The following is a 15,887-nucleotide window of genomic DNA, read 5'->3' as shown; positions in this document are numbered from 1 at the left end:
GGCCGGCCCACGCACGCGTACCAGGGCCCGCCCGCACCCCATCGCCCCGTTTATATTCTCTGCATGCTCACCATCACCCAGGCCCTGCACGACCAGATCGTCGCGCACGCGCGAGCCGACCACCCCGACGAGGCCTGCGGTGTCGTCGCGGGCCCCGCGGGCAGCGACCGGGCCGAGCGGTTCATCCCCATGCTCAACGCCGCGCGCTCGCCCACCTTCTACGAGTTCGACTCGGCCGATCTGCTCAAGCTCTACCGGGAGATGGACGACCGCGACGAGGAGCCGGTGATCATTTACCACTCCCACACCGCGACCGAGGCCTATCCGTCCCGTACGGACATCACCTACGCCAATGAGCCCGGCGCCCACTATGTGCTGGTCTCCACCGCGGACACCGACGGCGAAGGCCCCTTCCAGTTCCGCTCGTACCGGATCGTGGACGGCGAGGTCACCGAGGAGCCCGTCGAGATCGTCTGAGAGACTCGACGCAGAAACTTAGGCGGCAGGACCCAGGAAGCCGGTGCGAAACCGGCGCGGTCCCGCCACTGTGACCAAGCTCCGCTTGGCAGCCAGGAACTGACCTGCCGCCTTTCTCCCACCAGCCAGGGGACGCGGAAATCCCCCGGAGGAGGCCCTGTCGTGTCTGCCGTGCCCCGGCGCCGCCGCGCGTTCGCGCCCGCCGTCGTACCAGCCGTATCCGTCGCACTGGCCCTGCTGCCGCTCACGGCCTGCGGCGGCCCCACCGCCGACGGGTCCACGCAGGGGAAGCCCGCCGCGCCCGGCTTCCCGTACACCGTCACCAACTGCGGGGTGACGACCACGTATCAGGCGCCGCCGAAGCGCGTGGTCACCATGAACCAGCACGTCACCGAGATCATGCTCGCGCTCGGTCTGGAGAAGTCCCTGGTCGGCACCGCCTGGCTGGACGACCGGATCCTGCCCGCGTACGAGAAGGCGTACAAGAGCGTGCCGGTCCTCGCCGAGGAGTATCCCTCCAAGGAGAAACTCCTCGCTGCCGCACCCGACTTCGTGTACGGCGGGTACGCGAGCGCCTTCGACGCGAAGGACGGCCGTAGCCGCGACGACCTCAAGGCGGCCGGTATCAACACCCGGCTCAACCTGGAGAACTGCACGGACGGCCGGACCTCGATGGAGGACGTCTACCGCGAGGTCGAGGAGACCGGCCGTACTTTCGGCGTCCCGGAGCGCGCGAAGCGCTGGATCGCGGACGCGCGCGCCACGGTCGCGTCCACCGCGGGCGGACTGAAGGGCGTCAGGCCCGTGCCGGTCTTCGTGTACGACAGCGGCGACCGCACCGCGTTCACCGCGGGCGGCAAGGGCATCGGCAACGAGCTGATACGGCTGGCCGGCGGCCGCAATGTCTTCGCCGACCTCGACAAGTCCTTCGGCGACGCGACCTGGGAACAGGTCGTGGCCCGCCGCCCCGAGACCGTCGTCATCTACGACTACGGCTCGACGACGGTCGCCCAGAAGGAGAAGCGCCTCCTCGACGACCCGGCCCTGAAGGACATCCCGGCCATCAAGAACCGCAGCTTCGCGGTGATGCCGCTGTCGGACGTGGTCCTGGGCGTACGAGCGCCGGGCGCAATCGAACGCCTGGCAACCCAACTCCACCCGGCGCGGACGAAGTAACGTCCGATGCCCAGCGATCCCGAGCCTTCGCCGGCGGCGAAACCAGCCGGTCCGGCATTCGAGGACACCGCGGCAAAACCAGCCCGTCCGGCGTTTGAGGACACCGGGGTCCGGGGCGAAGCCCCGGTTTCGGGAAGGGGCGGGGTGGGGGAGAAGCCCGCCGCAGGCGCTCCCCGGAGCTCCGCCGGAACCGGCTCGGAGGCTTCGCCCACGCCCCCGGCCCCCGCCCGGCCGCAGCCCGGGGCCCGGCGGCTTCGCCTGCCCCTGGTTCTCGGCTGCCTCGCCGTCGCGCTCTGCGCCGCCGTCGTCGCCGCGCTCGCCCTCGGCTCCGTGTGGATTCCGCCCGGGCAGGTCGTCGCGGTCCTCACCGGGCGCGCGGAGCCCGGCCCGTTCCGGACCATCGTGCTCGATGTGCGGCTGCCGAGAGTGCTGCTGGGGGCCGTCGTCGGGGGCGGGCTGGCCGTCGTCGGGACCGTTCTCCAGGCGCTCGTACGGAACCGGCTCGCCGACCCCTTCCTGCTCGGGATCTCCTCCGGCGCCTCCACCGGTGCCGTGCTGGTCCTCGTGCTCGGCATCGGCGGCGGGGTGACCACCACCGTCGCGATGCCCGCCGCCGCCTTCGCCGGGTCGCTGCTCGCGCTGGCGCTGGTGTACGGGCTGGCCCGGCGCGGCTCCACGATGAGCGGGGGCGGGCTCGTCCTCGCCGGGGTGGCCGTCTCGTACATCCTCTCCGCGCTCACCACCCTGATCCTGGTCGTCTCCGCCAGGCCCGAGCACTTCCAGGAGGCCCTCTACTGGTCGCTGGGCGGCCTCGGCAGCGCCCGCTGGGCCACGCTCGTACCGCCCGCCGTCGCGCTCGTCGCGGGCACCGCCCTGCTCATGGCACTGGCCAGGCCGCTCGATCTGCTGCTGGCGGGGGAGGAGGGCGCGACCGTCCTAGGGCTCGACACCTCGCGCTTCCGGGCCGCGGTCTTCGTACTCGCCTCCCTGGTCACCGCCGTGATGGTCGCCGCGAGCGGCGCGGTCGGCTTCATCGGGCTGCTGGTGCCGCACGCCGCGCGGATGGCCGTCGGCGCCGGGCACCGGGCGCTGCTGCCGGTCGCCGCGCTGGCCGGGGCGGTCGCGCTGGTCGTCGCCGACCTCGCGGCCCGTACCGTCGCCGCGCCCCAGGACATCCCGGTCGGCGTCCTGACCGCGCTCATCGGCGGTCCGGTGTTCCTGTGGCTGATGCGCCGCCGCCCGGAAGGAGCCCCGGAGTGAGCAACGAGAGCAACCGTACGAGCAGGCCTACGAGCGGCCGTACGAGCACCCGCACCGGAGAGCAACCAGCCGCCGCCGAGCTGCGCGTCGAAGCCCTCTCGTACGAGACCGACGGCCGCCTCCTCGTCGACCGTGCCGAACTGACCGCCGCCCCCGGCGAGACCGTCGGACTCGTCGGCCCCAACGGCAGCGGCAAGACCACCCTGCTCCGCTGCGTGTACGGAACGCTCCGCCCCACGGCCGGACGCGCCCTCCTCGACGGCGATGACCTGCACACCATGGCCCCCAAGGCCCGCGCCCGCCGTGTCGCCGCGGTCCCGCAGGACGGCGGGGTCGACTTCGAGCTGACCGTCCGCGAAGTCGTCGCCATGGGCCGCTCGCCCCACAAGCGCTTCTGGGAGGCCGACACCGCCGCCGACACCACACTCGTCACCGCCGCCCTCGACCGGGTCGGCAGCGCCCCGCTCGCCGACCGGGCCTTCCCGTCCCTCTCCGGCGGCGAGCGGCAGCGCGCGCTCATCGCCCGCGCCCTGGTGCAGCGGCCGGCCCTGCTCGTACTCGACGAACCGACCAACCACCTGGACATCCGCCACCAGCTCGATGTCCTCACCCTGATCAGCCGCTCGGGCACCACCAATCTGCTCGCCCTGCACGATCTGAATCTGGCCGCCTACTACTGCGACCGCATCCATGTCCTCCAGGCCGGCCGGATCGTGGCCTCGGGCCCGCCGGGCGCCGTGCTGACCCCCGAGCTGCTCGCGGAGGTGTACGGAGTGACGGCCGAGATCAGCACGCACCCGGTCACCGGCGCCCCCACCATCGTCTACGTCCCGTAGCTCCCGAGACGTGGCCTCCGGCCCGTAGCTCCCGGCACCTACCCGACCCCGCAGCACGTGGCCGTCCACGTGACGTCCACGTGACGAACGTCCACGGTCCGCCATACGAGATCACATGCCGGGCCGCGGACCGGGAATCGATACGATGAACCCATGGTTTTCCCTGACGTGAGCGACAAGACGCCGAGCACCCCGCTGCTCGTGGCGCGGCTGCACGTCGACCTGTGCCGCCTCGCCAGCGCCATCTGTCCCGGCGGCGCGGTCCTCCCCGCCGGCCGCGCAGGCTGAGCGACGGCCGCGAGCGCCGCCCGCCGTACCCGTCCGTACCGCTTCACCCCCTCGCGCGGGGGCCCGAGCCGCGCGCCCGCCACGCCATCTCCCGACAGGAGCCCACGCCATGGCCATCGAGGTCCGCATCCCGACCATCCTCCGCACCTACACCGACGGCGCGAAGGCCGTCGAGGGCACCGGCGACACGCTCTCCGAGCTGTTCACCGACCTCGAAACCCGGCACGCCGGAATCCGGGAGCGGCTCATCGACCCCGCCGCGGGCGACCAGCTCCGCCGGTTCGTCAACGTCTACCTCAACGACGAGGACGTCCGCTTCCTCGACGGAGTCGCCACCAAGCTCGCGGACGGCGACAGTGTCACCATCCTCCCGGCGGTGGCCGGCGGGGCGCTCGAATCGAACCCGGCCTGATGCGGTACGACTCCCCGCTGGTGGCGGTCGGCAACACGCCCCTGGTACGGCTTCCCAGGCTGTCCCCGTCGGACGACGTACGGATCTGGGCCAAGCTGGAGGACCGCAACCCCACCGGCTCCGTCAAGGACCGGCCCGCCCTGCACATGGTCGAGCAGGCCGAGAAGGACGGGCGGCTCACCCCGGGCTGCACCATCCTGGAACCCACCAGCGGCAACACCGGTATCTCGCTCGCCATGGCGGCCCGCCTCAAGGGCTACCGCATCGTCTGCGTCATGCCGGAGAACACCTCCCAGGAGCGGCGCGACCTGCTGACGATGTGGGGCGCGGAGATCATCTCGTCCCCGGCGGCGGGCGGCTCCAACACGGCGGTACGGGTGGCCAAGGAACTGGCGGCCGAGAACCCGGACTGGGTGATGCTCTACCAGTACGGCAACCCCGACAACGCGGGCGCGCACTACGCCACCACCGGCCCCGAGATCCTCGCCGACCTGCCGTCCGTCACACACTTCGTGGCGGGGCTCGGCACGACCGGCACGCTGATGGGCGTCGGACGGTTCCTGCGCGAGCAGAAGCCCGACATCAAGATCGTCGCCGCGGAGCCGCGCTACGACGACCTCGTGTACGGGCTGCGCAACCTCGACGAGGGCTTCGTGCCCGAGCTGTACGACGCGTCCGTCCTCACCACCCGCTTCTCCGTCGGCTCGGCCGACGCGGTCGCCCGTACCCGTGAACTGCTCCAGCAGGAGGGCATCTTCGCGGGCGTCTCGACCGGCGCCGCGCTGCACGCCGCGATCGGTGTCGGCCGCAAGGCGGTCAAGGCTGGCGAGAGCGGGGACATCGTCTTCGTCGTCGCGGACGGCGGCTGGAAATATCTGTCCACGGGCGTCTACACGGCGGCCACCACGGAAGAGGCCATCGAGACGCTGCACGGCCAGCTCTGGGCGTAGCGGCGTAGCTCCGTAGCGCGTAGCGCCTGGCGCGCGTACCGACGGCCCCCGGGCCCGGGTCCCCGGCGCTCATGGCCGGAACACCCCGGGCGGGTCTCATGGCCCGGCGCCATGCCCGTACCCCCGCCCCGTACCCGCCGTACCGGACCGCACACCCGGCCCCCCGCCCGATCCGGGCGGGGGGCCGGGGCCGTCTCCAGGTCTTCTCCAGGCCGTCCCCAGCGTGTCTCCGGCGCCGCAAGACCCCGCCGTGGCAGTCCATCCGAACCGGTGACAGCGCAGGTGAGTTCTCCCACAACGGACCGTCGTGGAGGAGCGACCAGCCCTTTCGCGCTTTACGCTCGACAAACCGCACAACCCCCGTCGCCCCCCTTCCACGCCACGGAGGTTCACGCTCCATGAAGCTCACCGTCGTCGGCTGTTCGGGCTCGTTCCCCTCCGCGGGATCGGCCTGCTCCAGCTACCTCCTAGAGGCCGACGGCTTCCGGCTGCTGCTCGACATGGGTAATGGCGCCCTTGGCGAGCTGCAGCGCCATGTTGGTCTCTACGACCTCGACGCCATCTTCCTCAGCCATCTCCACGCGGACCACTGCATCGACATGTGCGGCTATTTCGTAGCCCGCTACTACCGGTTCGACGGCGGACGCTGCGACGCGATCCCGGTGTACGGGCCCGAGGGCACCGAGCAGCGCCTCACCACGGCCTACGCGGACACGCCGACGGACAAGTCCATGAGCGAGGTGTTCGACTTCCACACGCTCAAGCCGGGCTCCTTCGACATCGGCCCCTTCTCGGTCCGTACGGAGAAGGTCTCGCACCCCATAGAGACCTTCGCCATCCGGGTCGAACACGGCGGCCGGTCCCTCACCTACTCCGGGGACACCGGGGTCTGCGAGCCGCTGGTCGAGCTGGCGGAGGACACCGATCTGTTCCTGTGCGAGGCGGCCTTCACATACGGCAAGGAGGACATCCCCGGCCTGCACCTCAACGGCCGCGAGGCAGGCGCCCACGCCGCCCGCGCCCGGGCGCGCCGGCTCGTCCTCACCCATGTCCCGCCGTGGACGGACGGCGAACAGAACCTGGCCGACGCGCGCGCGGTGTACGGAGGCCCGGCGGAACTGGCCGTTCCGGGCGCGGTGTACGAGATCTGACCGGCCGCCAGCGCATCTGACCGGGCGGCCGGTGCCGGACGGGCGTACGGTCGGCCCGTCCGGCGGATGGACTGGAGGCCTGGAGGCCTGCTACTTGGCCTCGGCCTTCTGAAGCTCCGCCAGTTCCTCGTCGGACTCACGGCCCGGCGTCGGTATGTTGAACCTGACGATCGCGAAGCGGAACAACGCGTAGTAGACAGCCGCGAAGCACAGACCGACCAGCACCAGCCCCCACGGATTCGTCGCGATACCGAGGTTGAGGCCGAAGTCGATCGCGCCCGCCGAGAAGCCGAACCCGTCCTTCATCCCGAGCGCCCAGGTCAGCGCCATCGAGACACCGGTCAGCACCGCGTGGATCGCGTACAGCGCAGGCGCGATGAACATGAAGGTGAACTCGATCGGCTCGGTCACCCCGGTGACGAACGCCGTGAGTGCCAGCGAGAGCATCATGCCGCCGACGACCTTGCGGCGCTCGGGCCGGGCACAGTGGTAGATCGCGAGACAGGCCGCGGGCAGGGCGAACATCATGATCGGGAAGAAGCCGGTCATGAACTGCCCGGCCGTCGGGTCGCCCGCCAGGAAGCGGTTGATGTCGCCGCTCTTGCCGTGGTACGTACCGGCCTGGAACCAGGGGAACGAGTTCAGCAGATGGTGCATGCCGACCGGGATCAGCGCGCGGTTGACCACCCCGAAGATGCCCGCGCCGACCGCGCCGGAGCCGACCAGCCACTCGCCCAGGTTGTGCAGGCCCGTGCCGAGTACCGGCCAGAGATAGCCGAAGGCGATGCCGATGACCAGACCGGCGAAGGCGGAGAGGATCGGGACCAGCCGCCGGCCGCCGAAGAAGCCCGCCCAGTCGGGCAGCTTCGTACGGTAGAAGCGCTGGTACAGCAGCGCCACGACGATGCCCATGACAACGCCGCCGAGCACCTTCGCGTCGACCGGCGCGTCCGTCATCACGACCTTGCCGTCCACCACTGAGGCCACCTTGGGCAGGTTGGAGTCGGTGAAGGTGCCCAGGACGCTCTTGAAGACCAGATAGCCGGTGACGGCGGCGAGCGCGGTCGAGCCGTCCGACTTCTTGGCGAAGCCGATGGCGATGCCGACCGCGAAGAGCAGCGGCATGTTGTCGAGGATGGCGTTGCCGCCCGCGGCCATAAAGCCCGCGATCTTGGTGATGAACGCGGGGAACGACTCGCGGCCGAGCATGTCGGGATTGCCGAGGCGTACGAGCAGGGCGCCCGCGGGCAGCACGGCGACGGGCAGCATCAGACTGCGGCCGATGCGCTGCATCACGGCCATCGCGCGGCTGCCCCACTTCTTCCGCGCCGCCGGATCGTGCTGTGCCGCGGGGGCGACGTCGGCCGTACTCATCAACATCCTCCAACCAGGTGCCCGGAACGCGGCGCGCACGGCCACGTGGTCTACACCACTCCAGTGGTGTAGACCTGTTGTAGCACGGGGTGGGTTCGATAAGGAACCTGCGAAAATGTGGCCTGGGCCATAGCGGGTTCACGGGCACGGCGGGCCGGCGGCTCCGGGGCTTCGGGCGGGGGCTGTGGCTTACGGGCCGGGCCCCTGGCTTCACGGGCGCGTGTTCTGCTGCTCCGCTTCCTCCGCCAGTTCCTCGGGCTCCCGCCCCGGAGTCGGAATACGGAACAGCGTGATCGCCGCGCGGAAGACCACGTAGTACACCACCGCGAAGCACAGCCCGATCGGAATGATCAGCCAGGGCTTGGTGTCGAGATGCCAGTTCACGACATAGTCGATCAGACCGGCCGAGAAACTGAACCCCGCGTGCACCCCCAGCGCCCAGGTCACCGCCATCGACGCCCCCGTCAGCACCGCGTGCGCCCCGTACAGCAGCGGCGCCGCGAACATGAACGAGAACTCCAGCGGCTCGGTCACCCCCGTCACGAACGAGGTCAGCGCCACGGAGAACATCAGCCCGCCGACCCGCTTGCGGTTCTCGGGCCGCGCACAGTGCGCGATGGCGAGCGCGGCGGCCGGCAGCCCGAACATCATGACCGGGAAGAACCCCGACATGAACTGCCCGGCCGTGGGGTCCCCGGCGAAGAACCGGGTGAGATCACCCCGTACGACCGTACCGTCCGGCTCGGTGTACTCACCGGCCTGGAACCAGAAGAACGTGTTCAGGAACTGGTGCATGCCGACCGGGATGAGCAGCCGGTTGGCGAGCCCGAAGATGCCCGCGCCCCACGCGCCGAGGTCGATGAGCTGCTTGGCGAACGCGGTCAGCGCGTCCCCGACCGGCTCCCACAGCAGCCCGAAGGCCACGCCGAGGAGCGTGCAGAGGAAGGCCATCAGGATCGGCACCAGACGGCGGCCGTTGAAGAAGCCGAGCCAGTCGACCAGTCTCGTACGGTGGAACCGCTGCCAGACCACCGCCGTGAGCAGCCCGATCAGAATGCCCCCGAGCACCCCGGGATTCTGCGGAGTGCCGTCCGGCCGCGCCTTCGTCACCGAGCCCGCGACCGGGAAGGCGGCCAGGACGCCGTGGTAGACGAGAAAACCGACGACCGCGGCGAGCGCGGTCGAGCCGTCCGCCTTCTTGGCGAAACCGATCGCCACCCCGATGCAGAAGAGCAGCGGCAGACCGAACGCCCCGTCGAGGATGGCGCCGCCGCCCAGGCTCAGCACCTTCGCGGTCCTGTCCCAGAACGGCCCGTGCAGATAGGCGGAGAACAGATTACCGAGACTGACCAGCAGCCCCGCCGCGGGCAGCGTGGCCACCGGGAGCTGGAGGCTCCGGCCGATCTTCTGAAGCCCCTGGAACAGCCCGTTCCACCACTTCCTCGTACGGGGCGGCCGGGACGCTGGAGTGCTGTCGGCGCTCATCGGCGTCCTTCCGTCCGGTGGTGGTGCCGTCGAGTTCCCGACTGGTGTAGACCAGTTGCGGTAGGCTCGCGGGGCCGGTGATCGTCATCATTGAGTACGGCGTGAGGGCGCGCCCGCGAAGATGGTCCAACTGTGCGTTACCGTGGCGAAGCGGTACGAAGGTGCAGCGAGCGACACTCAGGGAGAACACCATGGCCACCAAGGCTGAGAAGATCGTCGCCGGGCTCGGCGGGCTCGACAACATCGAAGAGGTCGAAGGCTGCATCACCCGCCTCCGCACCGAGGTCGTCAACCCGGACCTCGTCGACGAAACCGCTCTCAAGGCCGCCGGGGCGCACGGTGTCGTCAAGATGGGCACCGCGATCCAGGTAGTCATCGGCACAGACGCCGACCCGATCGCCGCGGACATCGAAGACATGATGTGAAAGGGAAGGCCCGGGCGTCAGCCGGGCCGGGTCCGGACATGTTCGGGCTGCTGTCGCCCCGGAGGCGAACCGAGCCCTCAAAAATGGGGGGAAAGCCCTTGCCTATAGGCTCGCGGCATGTCACGAATCGACGGCCGCACCCCCGATCAGCTCCGTCCCGTCACCATCGAACGCGGATGGAGCAAGCACGCCGAGGGCTCGGTCCTCATCTCCTTCGGTGACACCAGGGTCTTCTGCACCGCCTCCGTCACCGAAGGCGTCCCGCGCTGGCGCAAGAACAGCGGCGAAGGCTGGGTCACCGCCGAATACTCGATGCTGCCCCGCTCCACCAACACCCGCGGCGACCGCGAATCCGTACGCGGCAAGATCGGCGGCCGTACGCACGAGATCAGCCGTCTCATCGGCCGCTCGCTGCGCGCCGTGATCGACTACAAGGCCCTCGGCGAGAACACCATCGTCCTCGACTGCGATGTCCTCCAGGCCGACGGCGGCACCCGTACCGCCGCGATCACCGGCGCCTATGTCGCCCTCGCCGACGCGGTCGCCTGGGCGCAGCGCAAGAAGATCGTCAGGGCCGGGCGGCGGCCCCTGACCGGCACGGTCGCCGCCGTCAGCGTCGGTATCGTCGGCGGTACGCCGCTCCTGGACCTCTGTTACGAGGAGGACGTCCGCGCCGAGACCGACATGAACGTCGTCTGCACCGGCGACGGCCGCTTCGTCGAGGTCCAGGGCACCGCCGAGTCCGAGCCCTTCGACCGCAAGGAACTGACCGCGCTCCTCGACCTCGCCACCGCGGGCTGCGCCGACCTCGCCGCGATCCAGCGAGCGGCCCTGGACGAGACGCCGTAACGGAACCAACTCCCACGCGGGACAGGCCAGTCGGGCCGGCCACCCCGGGTCGGCCGGACCGGCGCCGGCCACGTCGGCAGTCGATCCGGCCGGGGCGGCCGAAAATGGTCGGCGGAAGCAACCGGGAAGACCCCCGGGGCGTCTCACCCGCACGGGCGCACGGACCGAACCGTGCGCCCGTCCGTACCCCGGGGAGGAACCCGCGCTATGCCCGCGCCCATACGCCGACGCCGCATCACCCTGGCTCTCGCCGCCACCGCCCTGGCCCTGCCCCTGACCGCGGGCTGCGGCGCGCTCGACACGGCGCTGGACTGCGTACAGGCCGCCGACGCCATCGCCACCAGCGTCAGCAACCTGGAACAGGCCGTCTCCAGCATCGGGGACGACCCGCTCAAGGTCGACGAGGCCCTCAACAACATCGACACCGAACTCGGCAACCTCAAGGACCAGACCGACAACGCCGACCTGAGCAAGGCCGTCGACGACCTCAACAAGGGTGTCGAGAGCGTCCGTACGGCCATCAAGAACGGCGACAACACCCCCGACCTCACGCCCGTCTCCGACGCGGCCTCCGAGATCGGGAGCATCTGCACCCCCTGAGAGGCGGGCGGCCGACCGGCGGGCGGGGCGGGCACGGATACTGAGGGCATGACCCGCCTCATCCTCGCCACCCGCAACGCCGGGAAGATCACCGAACTACGGGCCATCCTCGCCGACGCGGGCCTGCCCCACGACCTCGTCGGCGCGGACGCCTACCCCGGTGTCCCGGACGTCAAGGAGACCGGCGTCACCTTCGCCGAGAACGCGCTCCTCAAGGCCCACGCCCTCGCCGACGCCACCGGACTGCCCGCCGTCGCCGACGACTCCGGCCTCTGCGTCGACGTCCTCGGCGGCGCGCCCGGCATCTTCTCCGCGCGCTGGGCGGGCGCCCACGGCGACGACACGGCCAACCTGAACCTGCTGCTGGCCCAGCTCGCCGACATCACCCCGCCCCACCGCACCGCCCACTTCGCCTGCGCGGCAGCCCTGGCCCTCCCGGACGGCACCCACCGCGTAGCCGAGGGCCACCTCCCCGGCACCCTCCGCACCACCCCCACCGGCACCGGCGGCTTCGGCTACGACCCAATCCTCCAGCCGGACGGCGAGACCCGAACCTGCGCGGAACTGACCCCGTCGGAGAAAAACGCGATCAGCCACCGAGGCCAGGCCTTCCGAGCCCTGGTCCCAGCGATCCAGGAACTCCTGGGCTGACGCCCGCGACATGCGCCTGCGGCACGACAAAGGGCGCGGCATCCGCCTGGGAGGCCGCGCCCTTTTCGACGTGGGCCCGGTGGGACTCGAACCCACGACACACCGGACCTAAACCGGCGCCCTCTTGGCCAACTGGGGTACGGACCCGCACCCAGAAGTTTACCGTGCTCCCCGGACGCGCTTCGCGAAGGTGCTCGTCTGACTGTGGCACGACGGACAGAGGTACCGCAGATTCCCGATCCGGTTGTCCAGGCGATCGCCGCTTATGTGGTCGATCTCCAGGACGAGCCGTCTGCCCTGCCAGGTGTCCCCGGTGCCGCACTCGTCACAGACGCGCGGGACTCCGGCCTCGTCGAGCGCGCGTCTCAGCAGCGCGGTCTTTGTACGCGGGGCTCCAGGAGCGAGGCACCGCAGAATCTCGGCCGCCGGTTTGCGCCGTGCGGAAGGTACCCCGCGTTTGTGGGCCTGCCCGGTGAAATGGGCGGACGACAGGCCGTGGGCCGCGATGCTGCGCTTCACGAGCGCACGGGATGCCCCGCCGTCCGGCAGGCCCAGAAGGTGCGTCACCCCGGCCAGACTCATGGAAGACGTGACCGCTGGTGCCAGTTCATCGAGTGGCAGGATGCCCGCGTGTTGCCCGTACCTCCGGGTGAAGTGCGAGGTGTCGATCCCGAATCGATCCAGTTTCTTCCTGATGTGGCCGTACGGGCCGTCGCTGGGCGGGATGCCCATGTACTCGAACATCTCCCGAATGCTGTGCGAGTTGGCGGCGGCCTCCTCCAGGACTTCCTTTGCGTACGAGCGGCGCTCCCGCTCGGGGAGCCGCTCTTCCTGGAAGTGCGAGGTGTCGATGCCGTAATACTCAAGCCGTCCGCGTATGTAGCGGAGCGGGCCGCTTCCCATCGGAGCGCCCAGTTTGCGTAGCAGGTCGACAAGGCTGCCGGCCTCGGCTGCGGTCCGCGCCAGCAGGTTGCGGGGATATCTCCTGTCCCCGCTCACGCCGTAGCTCGCCGCTTCCGGCCTCGGAAGGTATCCGTGACCGCATGGCAGTTGGGGCAGAGCAGCCGGAGGTTCTCCGGACGGTTGTCCCACCAGTCGCCGTTGATGTGATCGGTTTCCAGCCGCAGCGGTCTGCCGTTCCACTCGGCGCCATTGCCGCACGTAGCGCACGACTCCGAGACTCCCGTACGCAGCAATTCGCGGCGCAGGCGCTCACCGGGAACCCGGCCGTCCGCGGGTGACCCCAGGACCAGGCGATTGCCCAGCGCTCCCTTCGGACGCCCCCGAGGCGCACGAATGAAGTGAGAGGTGCTGACGCCCAACGCGGCTATTCGACGGCCGATATGAGCCTTGTTTCCGCCAACTGGGCTGATTCCGAGTCGGCGTACGACCTCGCTCACGCTCTTGGAACAGGCGACCAGCTCGCGCAGTCTTTCGTCCGAGTGGCGCACCCACCTGGTTCTGAAGTGGGATGTATCGATACCCTCTGCGGCCATCTTGGCCCGGAGATACCGGCGGCTTCCTGGCGTCGGCGTACCGCCGCACCAGCGGACCGCTTCGTCGAAAGAGGTCGTTTCTTGCGCTGCCTCTTCCATCAACTCACGGGTGTATCTCGCCGGCATCGTTCTTTCCCCTCCGTCCGGCCGCGTGTTCGTGGTCTCGCACTGAGTAACGATCCGAATGGCGGATAGTCACGTCCGGAAATCAGACGGGAGTTGCGCCGCCTCCGCTTCCGTCGCGACCGACGGCGGCGAGCCCGGCAAAGGCAGTTGGGACGTTTCCCTTATGCGGGCTACCGCCACGACCCCCACCAGCGCCGCCGCCATCGCGTAATACGCCGGCATCAGATCCGTACCCGTCAGGGCGATAAGCGCCGTGAGGGCCAAGGGAGTTGTGCCGCCGAAGACCGAGACCGCGACGTTGTAGCCGATGGACAGCGCGCCGTAGCGGACGTTTGTCGGGAACAGGGCTGGGAGTGCGGCGGACATGGTGCCGAGGAGGCAGACCAGGGACAGGCCGAGCAGCAGCAGGCCCGCTGCGATCGCCGGGATGCTGCCCTGGGCGATCAGGAGGAACGACGGCAGCGCGAGGAAGAAGAAGCCCAGCATCCCGGTCATCAGCAGCGGCTTGCGGCCGAAGCGGTCGCTGAGGGTGCCGACACGGTTGATGACCAGCAGCAGACAGGCCATGACGCCCAGCAGGACGAGCAGCCCATGGGTGTCGCTGTAGCCCAGTTCGTCGGAGAGATACGTCGGCATGTAGGACAGCAGCATGTAGTCCGTGATGTTGTACGCGCCGACCAGCGCCACGCACAGGATCAGCGTCCGCCAGTGCAGGCGGAAGATCCGGCCCAGGTCGCCCTTCACCGTGGCCGGCACCGCCGTCGGCGCCAGCCGCTGGAATGCGGGCGTCTCGTCGAGCCGTAACCGCAGATACAGGCCGACCAGCCCCAGCGGCCCCGCGACCAGGAACGGTACGCGCCACCCCCACGCCTCCATGGCCCCCGCGCCGAGCCCGGTCCGTAGCGCCGTGACCAGGCCCGCCGCGCCGATGTAGCCGCAGAGGGTTCCGAATTCGAGGAAGCTGCCGTAGTACCCCCGCCGCTTGTCCGGCGCGTACTCCGCGATGAACGTGGATGCCCCGCCGTACTCGCCGCCGGTGGAGAACCCCTGGACCAGCCGGAAGAAGACCAGCAGGACCGGCGCCCAGAAGCCGATCGTCGCGTACGAGGGGATCAGACCGATGGCGCAGGTGCCCACCGCCATCATGATCATCGTCAGCGCGAGTACCTTCTTGCGGCCGATCCGGTCGCCCAGGGGGCCGAAGACCATGCCGCCGACCGGGCGTACGAGGAAGGCGACGGCGAAGGTCGCGAAGGAGGAGAGCAACTGCACGGTGGGGTTCCCGGACGGGAAGAAGACCTGTCCGAGGGTCGCGGCGAGATAGCTGTAGATGCCGAAGTCGAACCACTCCATGGCGTTGCCCAGCGCGGCGGCCTTCACCGCCCGCCGGACCGCGCGCTCGTCGGTGACCGTGGCCGTGACGGTGACGCCTGCGCTGGTGCCGGAGCCGTTGCCGGAGCCGTTTTCGGAGCTGCTGTCGGAACCGTTGTCGGAACCGTTGTCGGACCTGCGCGGCCCCGGATCGGCCATGGCGGGGGTCCCTTCCTCAGGGCCTCACGGGTACGGTCCGCGCGGACCGCCCAAAGGAACCTTCGGCACGCTCATGGCGTCGGCCGGCCGAAGTCCCACGTGAGTGGGACCCCGGTCACGGATCAGATTTCGTCAGATCACCGGATCGATCCCCTGATCGATCCTCGGATCAGATCCCCAGATCCTTGATGATCTTCGCCACATGGCCCGTCGCCCGCACGTTGTAGAAGGCGTGCTCCACCTTCCCCTCCTCGTCCACGACCACCGTGGAGCGGATCACCCCGGTCACGGTCTTCCCGTACATCTTCTTCTCGCCGAACGCGCCGTAGCTCTCCAGCACGCCCTTGCCCGGATCCCCGACCAGCGTGACCTTCAGGTTCTCCTTCTCGCGGAACTTCGCGAGCTTCTCCGGCTTGTCCGGCGACACCCCGATCACGTCGTAACCGGCGTCGGCCAGCAGGCCGAGGTTGTCCGTGAAGTCACAGGCCTGCTTGGTGCACCCTGGAGTGAGGGCGGCGGGGTAGAAGTAGACGATGACCTTGCGGCCCTTGTGGTCCGCGAGCGAGACGTCGGTGCCGTCCGCGTCGGGCAGGGTGAAGGCGGGGGCGGTGTCGCCGGGCTTGAGTCGCTCGCTCATGGTTCTCCTCGGTGGAGGTCGGGTGTACGTGGCCGAGCGTAATCGGGGGTGCCGCCGGGTGCGGCCGCGGTGAAGCTGACAGACTGTCGAGGAAGTACCGAAGTCAGTACTGAACGAGTACTGAACGTAGTACGGACAAGGCACTACCGGACACGACGACGGAG

18 protein-coding genes, 1 tRNA gene and 1 riboswitch are annotated in these 15,887 nt (G+C 69.8%); of the genes, 12 read left to right on the top strand and 7 right to left on the bottom strand.

The annotated features are described in order from the left end of the window. Window positions 1-63: 63 nt before the first annotated feature. The 8 genes from ACFU9P_RS18065 to ACFU9P_RS18030 all read left to right on the top strand — a co-directional run bounded on the left by ACFU9P_RS18065 (window position 64) and on the right by ACFU9P_RS18030 (window position 6,550). Window positions 64-477 carry a Mov34/MPN/PAD-1 family protein gene (locus ACFU9P_RS18065; RefSeq protein ID WP_384081666.1) on the top strand — a complete coding sequence of 138 codons (414 nt, stop codon included), beginning with the start codon at window positions 64-66 and terminating at the stop codon, window positions 475-477. Further along, window positions 473-600: riboswitch (cobalamin riboswitch) on the top strand. It overlaps the preceding gene by 5 nt. A 48-nt stretch (window positions 601-648) precedes the next feature. Then, window positions 649-1,653: an ABC transporter substrate-binding protein gene (locus tag ACFU9P_RS18060; RefSeq protein WP_384081895.1), complete on the top strand. Its 1,005-nt coding sequence runs from the start codon at window positions 649-651 to the stop codon at window positions 1,651-1,653. Window positions 1,654-1,797: 144 nt separating this feature from the next. Further along, the gene (locus tag ACFU9P_RS18055; protein WP_384081663.1) at window positions 1,798-2,913 is read left to right on the top strand and encodes a FecCD family ABC transporter permease; all 1,116 of its coding nucleotides are present in this window, start codon (window positions 1,798-1,800) and stop codon (window positions 2,911-2,913) included. Window positions 2,914-2,993: 80 nt separating this feature from the next. Beyond that, window positions 2,994-3,749 (top strand): ABC transporter ATP-binding protein, encoded by a 756-nt coding sequence (locus ACFU9P_RS18050; protein ID WP_384081892.1) that lies wholly within the window; start codon window positions 2,994-2,996, stop codon window positions 3,747-3,749. Window positions 3,750-3,902: 153 nt separating this feature from the next. Further along, window positions 3,903-4,037 (top strand): putative leader peptide, encoded by a 135-nt coding sequence (locus ACFU9P_RS18045; protein WP_384081661.1) that lies wholly within the window; start codon window positions 3,903-3,905, stop codon window positions 4,035-4,037. A gap of 109 nt (window positions 4,038-4,146) precedes the next feature. After that, entirely contained in the window at window positions 4,147-4,449 is a 303-nt protein-coding gene (locus ACFU9P_RS18040) for a MoaD/ThiS family protein (RefSeq protein ID WP_046509348.1), read from the top strand. Continuing rightward, the gene (locus tag ACFU9P_RS18035) at window positions 4,449-5,399 is read left to right on the top strand and encodes a PLP-dependent cysteine synthase family protein (RefSeq protein ID WP_384081657.1); all 951 of its coding nucleotides are present in this window, start codon (window positions 4,449-4,451) and stop codon (window positions 5,397-5,399) included. Before ACFU9P_RS18040 ends, ACFU9P_RS18035 begins: the two co-directional genes overlap by 1 nt. A gap of 398 nt (window positions 5,400-5,797) precedes the next feature. Then, window positions 5,798-6,550 carry an MBL fold metallo-hydrolase gene (locus ACFU9P_RS18030; protein ID WP_046509263.1) on the top strand — a complete coding sequence of 251 codons (753 nt, stop codon included), beginning with the start codon at window positions 5,798-5,800 and terminating at the stop codon, window positions 6,548-6,550. A 90-nt stretch (window positions 6,551-6,640) separates the two neighbouring features. Here the strand turns inward: ACFU9P_RS18030 and ACFU9P_RS18025 are convergent, their stop codons facing one another. Both ACFU9P_RS18025 and ACFU9P_RS18020 read right to left on the bottom strand, forming a co-directional pair. Continuing rightward, on the bottom strand, window positions 6,641-7,924 hold the full coding sequence (locus ACFU9P_RS18025; RefSeq protein WP_376374130.1) for a PTS transporter subunit EIIC: 1,284 nt from the start codon (window positions 7,922-7,924) through the stop codon (window positions 6,641-6,643). A gap of 210 nt (window positions 7,925-8,134) precedes the next feature. Further along, the gene (locus ACFU9P_RS18020; RefSeq protein ID WP_384081653.1) at window positions 8,135-9,409 is read right to left on the bottom strand and encodes a PTS transporter subunit EIIC; all 1,275 of its coding nucleotides are present in this window, start codon (window positions 9,407-9,409) and stop codon (window positions 8,135-8,137) included. 161 nt (window positions 9,410-9,570) lie between these two features. On the opposite strand from ACFU9P_RS18020, the gene ACFU9P_RS18015 reads away from it, so the two are divergent. From ACFU9P_RS18015 to rdgB, 4 genes are all read left to right on the top strand, one after another. Continuing rightward, a complete protein-coding gene (locus tag ACFU9P_RS18015) occupies window positions 9,571-9,834 on the top strand; it encodes a glucose PTS transporter subunit EIIB (protein WP_376374124.1) in 264 nt (87 codons plus the stop codon). Window positions 9,835-9,951: 117 nt separating this feature from the next. Continuing rightward, entirely contained in the window at window positions 9,952-10,683 is a 732-nt protein-coding gene (gene rph / locus ACFU9P_RS18010; RefSeq protein WP_384081651.1) for a ribonuclease PH, read from the top strand. Window positions 10,684-10,890: 207 nt separating this feature from the next. Then, the gene (locus ACFU9P_RS18005; RefSeq protein ID WP_376374118.1) at window positions 10,891-11,283 is read left to right on the top strand and encodes a hypothetical protein; all 393 of its coding nucleotides are present in this window, start codon (window positions 10,891-10,893) and stop codon (window positions 11,281-11,283) included. Window positions 11,284-11,331: 48 nt separating this feature from the next. After that, on the top strand, window positions 11,332-11,934 hold the full coding sequence (gene rdgB, locus ACFU9P_RS18000; RefSeq protein WP_376374115.1) for an RdgB/HAM1 family non-canonical purine NTP pyrophosphatase: 603 nt from the start codon (window positions 11,332-11,334) through the stop codon (window positions 11,932-11,934). A 71-nt stretch (window positions 11,935-12,005) separates the two neighbouring features. On the opposite strand, the gene ACFU9P_RS17995 is transcribed toward rdgB, so the two are convergent. The 5 genes from ACFU9P_RS17995 to bcp all read right to left on the bottom strand — a co-directional run bounded on the left by ACFU9P_RS17995 (window position 12,006) and on the right by bcp (window position 15,723). Next, window positions 12,006-12,081: transfer RNA gene (locus tag ACFU9P_RS17995), tRNA-Leu, on the bottom strand. 12 nt (window positions 12,082-12,093) lie between these two features. Further along, on the bottom strand, window positions 12,094-12,933 hold the full coding sequence (locus ACFU9P_RS17990; RefSeq protein WP_384081647.1) for an HNH endonuclease signature motif containing protein: 840 nt from the start codon (window positions 12,931-12,933) through the stop codon (window positions 12,094-12,096). Continuing rightward, a complete protein-coding gene (locus tag ACFU9P_RS17985; protein ID WP_384081644.1) occupies window positions 12,930-13,556 on the bottom strand; it encodes an HNH endonuclease in 627 nt (208 codons plus the stop codon). Before ACFU9P_RS17985 ends, ACFU9P_RS17990 begins: the two co-directional genes overlap by 4 nt. A gap of 69 nt (window positions 13,557-13,625) precedes the next feature. Beyond that, window positions 13,626-15,086 (bottom strand): MFS transporter, encoded by a 1,461-nt coding sequence (locus ACFU9P_RS17980; protein WP_384081641.1) that lies wholly within the window; start codon window positions 15,084-15,086, stop codon window positions 13,626-13,628. A 169-nt stretch (window positions 15,087-15,255) separates the two neighbouring features. Then, entirely contained in the window at window positions 15,256-15,723 is a 468-nt protein-coding gene (gene bcp, locus ACFU9P_RS17975; protein WP_376374105.1) for a thioredoxin-dependent thiol peroxidase, read from the bottom strand. Window positions 15,724-15,887 lie beyond the last annotated feature (164 nt).

Source organism: Streptomyces sp. NPDC057617 (assembly GCF_042800555.1).
Lineage (GTDB): Bacteria > Actinomycetota > Actinomycetes > Streptomycetales > Streptomycetaceae > Streptomyces.
Note: the sequence above shows the minus strand (reverse complement) of the source record. Positions and strands in the feature narration are given on the sequence as shown.

Excerpts from the sequence above, each read along its gene's own strand:
- ACFU9P_RS18065 (WP_384081666.1), top strand. The coding sequence starts at position 64 with ATGCTCACCATCACCCAGGCCCTGCACGACCAGATCGTCGCGCACGCG.
- ACFU9P_RS18045 (WP_384081661.1), top strand. The coding sequence starts at position 3,903 with ATGGTTTTCCCTGACGTGAGCGACAAGACGCCGAGCACCCCGCTGCTC.
- ACFU9P_RS18040 (WP_046509348.1), top strand. The coding sequence starts at position 4,147 with ATGGCCATCGAGGTCCGCATCCCGACCATCCTCCGCACCTACACCGAC.
- ACFU9P_RS18035 (WP_384081657.1), top strand. The coding sequence starts at position 4,449 with ATGCGGTACGACTCCCCGCTGGTGGCGGTCGGCAACACGCCCCTGGTA.
- ACFU9P_RS18030 (WP_046509263.1), top strand. The coding sequence starts at position 5,798 with ATGAAGCTCACCGTCGTCGGCTGTTCGGGCTCGTTCCCCTCCGCGGGA.
- ACFU9P_RS18025 (WP_376374130.1), bottom strand. The coding sequence starts at position 7,924 with ATGAGTACGGCCGACGTCGCCCCCGCGGCACAGCACGATCCGGCGGCG.
- ACFU9P_RS18020 (WP_384081653.1), bottom strand. The coding sequence starts at position 9,409 with ATGAGCGCCGACAGCACTCCAGCGTCCCGGCCGCCCCGTACGAGGAAG.
- rph (WP_384081651.1), top strand. The coding sequence starts at position 9,952 with ATGTCACGAATCGACGGCCGCACCCCCGATCAGCTCCGTCCCGTCACC.
- ACFU9P_RS18005 (WP_376374118.1), top strand. The coding sequence starts at position 10,891 with ATGCCCGCGCCCATACGCCGACGCCGCATCACCCTGGCTCTCGCCGCC.
- rdgB (WP_376374115.1), top strand. The coding sequence starts at position 11,332 with ATGACCCGCCTCATCCTCGCCACCCGCAACGCCGGGAAGATCACCGAA.
- ACFU9P_RS17985 (WP_384081644.1), bottom strand. The coding sequence starts at position 13,556 with ATGCCGGCGAGATACACCCGTGAGTTGATGGAAGAGGCAGCGCAAGAA.
- ACFU9P_RS17980 (WP_384081641.1), bottom strand. The coding sequence starts at position 15,086 with ATGGCCGATCCGGGGCCGCGCAGGTCCGACAACGGTTCCGACAACGGT.
- bcp (WP_376374105.1), bottom strand. The coding sequence starts at position 15,723 with ATGAGCGAGCGACTCAAGCCCGGCGACACCGCCCCCGCCTTCACCCTG.